Origin of the sequence: Desertihabitans aurantiacus (assembly GCF_003344635.1) — a bacterium.
GTDB lineage: Bacteria > Actinomycetota > Actinomycetes > Propionibacteriales > Propionibacteriaceae > Desertihabitans > Desertihabitans aurantiacus.
The window spans coordinates 1-6,363 of the sequence record NZ_QPKK01000223.1 but is presented as its reverse complement, the minus strand read 5'-3'; the positions used below and the strand labels follow the sequence as shown (position 1 = coordinate 6,363).

The following is a 6,363-nucleotide window of genomic DNA, read 5'->3' as shown; positions in this document are numbered from 1 at the left end:
GGGCCGCCGGTGGCTGCGGGTTCGCGGTGCTCGCCCTCGGCGGGGAGCTGGTCGACGGCCCGGCGTGGCTGGCCCGCGAGGCCGGCCTGGCGGCGACGCTGGCCCGGGCCGACCTGGTGGTCACCGCCACCACGGGCTTCGACTTCGCCTCCCGTGGCGGGGCGGTGGTGCAGCGGGTCGCGCGCTGGGCCGGTGAGGTGCTGCGGCCCTGCGTGGTGCTGGCCGGATCGGTGCAGGTCGGGGCCCGGGAGATGCGGCTGATGGGAGTGGAGTCGGCCCACGGGCTCGGTCCGGTTCCGGTGGCCGGCGAGCCGGCGACGCTCGACCTGGACGCCCTGGAGGGGCTGGCGGCCAGGGTGGCCAGGTCCTGGGTGCCGCCCTAGCCTGAGCCCGTGGGCTCCACCGAGGACTCCACCTGCGGGGTGGACGGGTCCGCAAGCGCGGCCGCGCGGTCGGCCTCGGGATCGGTGGCGGCGGGTTGGGCCTGGGCGAGGGTCGGCGACGACAACATCCAGGAGCAGACCTCCGGCCAGGTGCAGCCCGGGACCTGGACGCACGGCTCGAGCGAGCAGCGCGTCCGCTGGTTCCTGCACGGGCGCGACTCCGGGGTCGGGGGCCTGCGGCACCTTCGCCGTGAGCGCGGAGGAGCTCGGTGCGTGAACAGGGCCGTCGACGAGGCGTAGACTCCCCGGGAACACCATCGGATGGACGTGTGTTGGTTCGATGACCGACCCCGACCGCTACGGAGCGTGAGATGACCTCTACCGACGCAGAGACCCCGACCACCACCGCGACCCCGCAGGGCGTCCTCCTCACCGAGGGTGCGGCCACGAAGGTCAAGGCGCTGCTGGCCGGCGCCGAGCGCGACGACCTGGCGCTGCGGATCGCCGTCCAGCCGGGCGGCTGCTCCGGGCTGCGCTACCAGCTGTTCTTCGACGAGCGTCAGCTCGACGGCGACGTGATGGCCGACTTCTCCGGTGTGAACGTCGTCACGGACCGGATGAGCGCGCCGTACCTGATGGGCGCCACCATCGACTTCGTCGACACCATCGAGAAGCAGGGGTTCACCATCGACAACCCCAACGCCACCGGCTCCTGCGCCTGCGGCGACAGCTTCAACTGAGCCCCGGCTCACACCTCCCAGACGCCCCCGGACCGCACGGTCCGGGGGCGTCTGTGCCGTGTGGGGTCCGGGTGTCGAGTGCGTTAGGGTTGCCGGGCACGGCCGGGTCGGTCGCGCGGAGTGTGGGAAGGGTGTGACGTGGGTTCGAGGAGCACAGCTCGACCTCGCCGCTGGATCAAGCCGGCGCTGACCGCCGCGGGCGCGGCGCTGCTGCTGACCGGGTGCAGCGCGCAGACGACGGCCCAGTGGGGCCGCCTGGGCATGCCGGAGTCGGCGAGCGACCGCGCGCCGTTCGTCGGTGAGCTGTGGACCGGCAGCTGGATCGCCGCGCTGGCGGTCGGGGTGTTCGTCTGGGGACTGATCGGCTGGGCCGGGTTCCGCTACCGGCGCAAGAAGCGGGACGCCGCCGGGGCCGAGGGTGCGCCCCGGCAGACCCGCTACAACCTGCCGATGGAGATCCTCTACACGCTGACGCCGCTGCTCATCGTCGGCGTGCTCTTCGTCTTCACCGTGCAGGCCCAGAACAAGGTGCTGGCCGGGGTCGAGGGCAGCACCGCGGGTGTGTCCGGCCCGCAGGGCGGTTCCCCGGACCGGGTCATCGACGTGGTCGGCCAGAAGTGGTCGTGGACGTTCAACTACCGCGAGAGCCAGACGGCCTCCGGCGGGACCGACGTCTGGGAGTCGGGCACCATCAACGCCTCGCCCGACCTGTACCTGCCGGTCAACCAGTCGGTCCGGTTCAACCTGACCTCTCCCGACGTCATCCACTCCTTCTGGGTGCCGGCGTTCTACTTCAAGATGGACGTTATCCCCGGGCGTCCCAACCCCAACACCTTCGACATGACGCCGACCCGTGAGGGTGTGTTCATCGGCAAGTGCGCCGAGCTCTGCGGCACCTACCACTCGGCGATGATCTTCCGCGTGCACGTGGTGAGCGAGGAGGAGTACGAGGCCAAGCTGGCCCAGCTGGAGGAGGCCGGCAACGTGGGGACCAACTACGGCAGCCAGTCCTACGTCGCACCCGAGCTCGCCCCGCAGGGCGGCGAGGCGGAAGGAGAGGGCGAATGAGCGTCGCCGACCGCGTCCCGGGGGCCACCCAGCGCGTCGCGGGGGAGACCACCGTCGCCCCTGAACGGTCCAGCCGTCGGCTGGGCGCGCTGGTCTGGCGCGTCATGACCACCACCGATCACAAGCTGATCGGCAACATGTACTTCGTCGCGTCGCTGATCTTCTTCGCGATCGGCGGCCTGCTGGCCCTCGGCGTCCGCGCCGAGCTGGCCTTCCCGGGGCTGCAGTACCTCAACTACGAGGAGTACAACCAGTTCTTCACCATGCACGGCACGGTGATGCTGCTGTTCTTCGCCACCCCGATGTTCTCGGCCTTCGCCAACGCGATCATGCCGCTGCAGATCGGTGCGCCCGACGTGGCGTTCCCGCGGCTCAACGCGTTCTCGTTCTGGCTGTTCGTGCTCGGCGGCCTGGTCGCGCTGTCAGGCTTCCTCACCCCCGACGGCGGCGCCGGCTTCGGCTGGACGGCCTACGTCCCGCTGAGCGACGGGGCGAACTCGCCCGGCACCGGGGCCGACCTGTGGATCGTCGGGCTCTACCTGTCCGGTCTGTCCTCGATCCTCGGCTCGGTGAACTTCACCACCACGATCATCACCATGCGGGTGCCCGGCATGACGATGTTCCGGATGCCCATCTTCACCTGGAACATCCTCATCACCTCGCTGCTGGCCCTGATCGCCTTCCCGGTGCTCGGGTCGGGGCTGCTGGTGCTGCTGAGCGACCGGGTGCTCGGCACACTGGTGTTCGACCCCTCCAGCGGTGGGCCGCTGCTGTGGCAGCACCTGTTCTGGTTCTTCGGCCACCCCGAGGTCTACATCGTCGCGCTGCCGTTCTTCGGCATCATCACCGAGATCCTGCCGGTGTTCAGCCGCAAGCCGGTGTTCGGCTACGTCGGCCTGGTGGCCGCGACCCTGGCGATCGGCGTGCTGTCGATGGCGGTGTGGGCCCACCACATGTTCGTCACCGGCGCGGTGAACCTGCCGTTCTTCTCCTTCATGACGTTCCTCATCGCGGTGCCCACCGGGGTGAAGTTCTTCAACTGGATCGGCACGTTGTGGCGGGGATCGATCACGTTCGAGACCCCGATGATCTGGGCCTTCGGCTTCCTCACCACGTTCCTCTTCGGTGGTCTGACCGGCATCATCCTGGCCAGCCCGCCGCTGGACTTCCCGGTCTCCGACACCTACTTCGTGGTGGCGCACTTCCACTACGTGCTCTTCGGCACCATCGTGTTCGCCACCTTCGGCGGGTTCTACTTCTGGTGGCCGAAGTTCACCGGCCGGATGCTCAACGAGCGGCTGGGCAAGATCCACTTCTGGATGACGCTGATCGGCTTCCACGTCACCTTCCTGGTCCAGCACTGGCTGGGTGTGGAGGGCATGCCACGCCGCTACGCGGACTACCTGCCGGAGGAGGGCTTCACCTTCCTGCACCAGGTGTCCACGGTGGGGGCCTTCATCCTGGCGCTGTCGACGCTGCCGTTCATCTGGAACGTCTGGATCACCCGCAAGGCGCCGAAGGTCGTGGTGGACGACCCCTGGGGCTGGGGACGCTCGCTGGAGTGGGCCACCTCCTGCCCGCCGCCGCGGCACAACTTCGAGAAGCTGCCGCAGATCCGCTCCGACAGCCCGGCCTTCGACCTGCACCACCCGGAGCTGGCGCTCACCGAGTACGCCGCGGTGGGAGCGAGCCCGGATGAGCTGATCGACGCCGGTGACGACACCGGCCGCGTATCGGAGCTGAACCACCGGGTGGAGGGCACCTCTCCCGACAGCGACCTGGCGGGTACGGAGTCCTACGCCAAGGAGGATGACGAGCGATGAAGACGCTGTTCAAGCCGCTGGTCGGCGAGTCCGCCTGGTTCGGGGTGCTCGGCGTCGGCTATGTCGTCTGGGCGGTGATCGGCGCGGTCGTGCTCGGGATGCGCTGGGTCGACTACGTGCCGCTCGCGGTCTCGGGGGTGCTCTCGCTGGCCCTGGCCATCGGCATGCTGGTGATGGGGCTGAAGCAGCGCCAGCCCTTCGCCATGCTGGCTGAGCTGCGCATCTTCGTCGTGCTGGTGCTGTTCTTCCTGGTCGTGACGCCGGTGTACTGGGTGATGTCGCACGAGGTGACCGGCTCGGTCGCGCTGGTGCTGACGTTCATGCTGTCGGCGATGCTGACCCTGTACCTCCTCATCAACGCGGTGCGCTACGACGCCCGTCCGGAGGACCGCCGGCAGGCCGACATCGTCGAGGGTGCCGGCGAGCTCGGTTTCTTCCCCCCGCGCAGCGCCTGGCCGGTCACCTGCGCGGTGATGCTGGCGATGACCCTGCTCGGCCCGGTGTTCGGCTGGTGGCTGACCATCCTCGGCACGGGTCTGGGTCTGTGGGCGATCGCGGGCTGGGTCTACCAGTACTACCGCGGCGACTACGCCCACTGACCCTGCTGCCCGGCCCGGTCGCCCGGGCCGGGGACGACCCGTCCTCAGGACGCGTAGCGCGTCGCGGCCCGCGCCCGGGCCTTGGCCGCCTCCTCCTCACGGTTCTTCGGCGGGGCGGTGGTGGTGAGGTCGTCCAGCAGGTGCTGGGTGATGTGGGCGATCTCGTGCACGGCGCGCTCGAAGGCGGCGGCGTTGGCCTGCGACGGCTTGGTCGTCCCGGCGACCTTGCGCACGTACTGCAGGGCGGCGGCGTGCACCTCCTCGGAGGTGGCCGGCGGCTCGAAGTTGTGCAGGGTGCGGATGTTTCGGCACATGGCGCCACTCTAGGGCGGCTTCCCGCCGGCGTCAGCGGGTCACGTCGTGGCGGTGGTGCTCCAGGTCGTGCAGGGCGTACACCCCCAGCGTCCAGACGGTGAACACCGAGCCGTTGGAGCGGCGTCCGGGCCGGTCCCAGGCGTCGACCGGCACCTGCTCCCACGCCGCAGCCAGCTCGGAGGCCGCCTGCTCCAGCTCGACGGCCACCACGGCGGGGTCCTGCTCGGCGTAGCGCTCCTCGACCGCGGTGGCGTCCTGGTCCCAGTTCGGGAACTGCGGGTCGTCCTCCTGCAGCATCAGCCGCAGCCGGGTGCCCATGACGCGGCAGACGTCGCGGACGTGCGCCGCGTACTCCAGCACCGACCAGGTGCTGTCGTCGGGGCGCTGCGCCGCAGCGGGGGCTCCGAGTGCGGAGCGGACCGTCCCGGCCGCAGCCAGGGTGCGGTGGGGGAGCGCCGCGCGGGTGACGGTGGCCGGGTCGAAGCCGCACTCGGCGCAGGGCCGCTGCAGCACCCAGGTCCAGTCCTTGGAGTCGGGGACGAGTGGCACGGGGTGATCCTAGGCGCGCGGCAGCGCTCAGCGCAGCAGGTCGCGCCCGCTCCATGCTCCCCGGGCGGCCAGCACCGCCCCGACCGAGACCACGACCATCACCATCGAGGGCCACCAGCGGGGGTCGTCGGCCAGCGGGTTCGCGACGTGGGAGAACGGTGAGACCAGCCGCAGCCAGTCCGCTGGGCCGAACAGCGGCGCGAACTGCCCCACGAGCATGAGCCCGAACAGCAGCAGCCAGCCGAGCCACCCGGTGGTGGTCGGCAGCAGCCCCACCAGCACGGCTCCCACCGCCGTGTAGACCACCACCAGCGGCAGGTTGGCCGCCGCCACGGCGAACACGGTCCGGATCCGTTCGGCGGTGCCGGCACCCGGGTCGAGGGCGAGGGTGCCGGCGGTGGTGCCCGCCGCCACCAGCAGCACCAGGCAGCCGGTGACCAGGCCGAAGCCGACGTGGGACCAGAACCAGGCCGATCGGGGCGGTCGGGTGGTCAGCACCAGCTCACCGACCCCCAGCTCCTCGGCGCGCAGCCGGGTCGTCGACTGCATCGCCTGCAGGCACGCCAGCACCGTTGCGAAGCCGAGGACGGCGACGAGGAAGGTGTCGAGCATGCTGCCGTTCTGCCCGGCGGCGCCGAGGCGTTCCAGCAGGGCCGCCAGCTGCGGGTTGTCGGCGAGGCCGTCGGCCAGCCGCGGCCCGAGCAGTCCCGCCAGCGCGCCGAGCGCGGCGCCCAGCAAGAGGCAGGCCACGGTCGTCCCGCGCTGGGTGCGGACCACCAGTCCGAGCGGCGTGCCGAGACGGCGAGACGCGGAGGCGGGCCCGCGCCCGGGCGCCAGCAGCGACGTGCCCAGCTCGCGCCGGGCCTCGACCGCGACGGCCGTCCCG

General features: G+C 71.0%; 9 protein-coding genes. 6 read left to right on the top strand and 3 right to left on the bottom strand.

Going from position 1 to position 6,363, the window contains the following annotated elements:
- From DVA66_RS15525 to DVA66_RS15500, 6 genes are all read left to right on the top strand, one after another.
- Window positions 1-383: glycerate kinase (locus DVA66_RS15525; protein ID WP_198671816.1), on the top strand; the 383-nt coding region annotated here is incomplete at its 5' end.
- Between the two features lie 9 nt (window positions 384-392).
- On the top strand, window positions 393-683 hold the full coding sequence (locus DVA66_RS15520) for a neutral zinc metallopeptidase (RefSeq protein ID WP_198671815.1): 291 nt from the start codon (window positions 393-395) through the stop codon (window positions 681-683).
- Between the two features lie 71 nt (window positions 684-754).
- A complete protein-coding gene (locus tag DVA66_RS15515; protein WP_114560895.1) occupies window positions 755-1,123 on the top strand; it encodes a HesB/IscA family protein in 369 nt (122 codons plus the stop codon).
- Between the two features lie 138 nt (window positions 1,124-1,261).
- Window positions 1,262-2,191, top strand: coding sequence for an aa3-type cytochrome oxidase subunit II (gene ctaC / locus DVA66_RS15510; RefSeq protein ID WP_232821993.1), 930 nt, complete (start codon window positions 1,262-1,264; stop codon window positions 2,189-2,191).
- Window positions 2,188-4,014: an aa3-type cytochrome oxidase subunit I gene (ctaD, locus tag DVA66_RS15505; protein WP_332872877.1), complete on the top strand. Its 1,827-nt coding sequence runs from the start codon at window positions 2,188-2,190 to the stop codon at window positions 4,012-4,014. Before ctaC ends, ctaD begins: the two co-directional genes overlap by 4 nt.
- The gene (locus DVA66_RS15500; RefSeq protein WP_232821992.1) at window positions 4,011-4,613 is read left to right on the top strand and encodes a cytochrome c oxidase subunit 4; all 603 of its coding nucleotides are present in this window, start codon (window positions 4,011-4,013) and stop codon (window positions 4,611-4,613) included. Before ctaD ends, DVA66_RS15500 begins: the two co-directional genes overlap by 4 nt.
- Window positions 4,614-4,657: 44 nt before the next feature.
- Here the strand turns inward: DVA66_RS15500 and DVA66_RS15495 are convergent, their stop codons facing one another.
- The 3 genes from DVA66_RS15495 to DVA66_RS15485 all read right to left on the bottom strand — a co-directional run.
- Window positions 4,658-4,927, bottom strand: a complete 270-nt coding sequence (locus DVA66_RS15495; RefSeq protein ID WP_114126888.1) for a DUF2277 domain-containing protein — start codon at window positions 4,925-4,927, stop codon at window positions 4,658-4,660.
- A gap of 31 nt (window positions 4,928-4,958) precedes the next feature.
- Complete coding sequence (locus DVA66_RS15490; protein ID WP_114560893.1) at window positions 4,959-5,477, bottom strand: DinB family protein; 519 nt, start codon at window positions 5,475-5,477, stop codon at window positions 4,959-4,961.
- Window positions 5,478-5,504: 27 nt separating this feature from the next.
- Window positions 5,505-6,363: hypothetical protein (locus tag DVA66_RS15485; RefSeq protein ID WP_198671814.1), on the bottom strand; the 859-nt coding region annotated here is incomplete at its 5' end.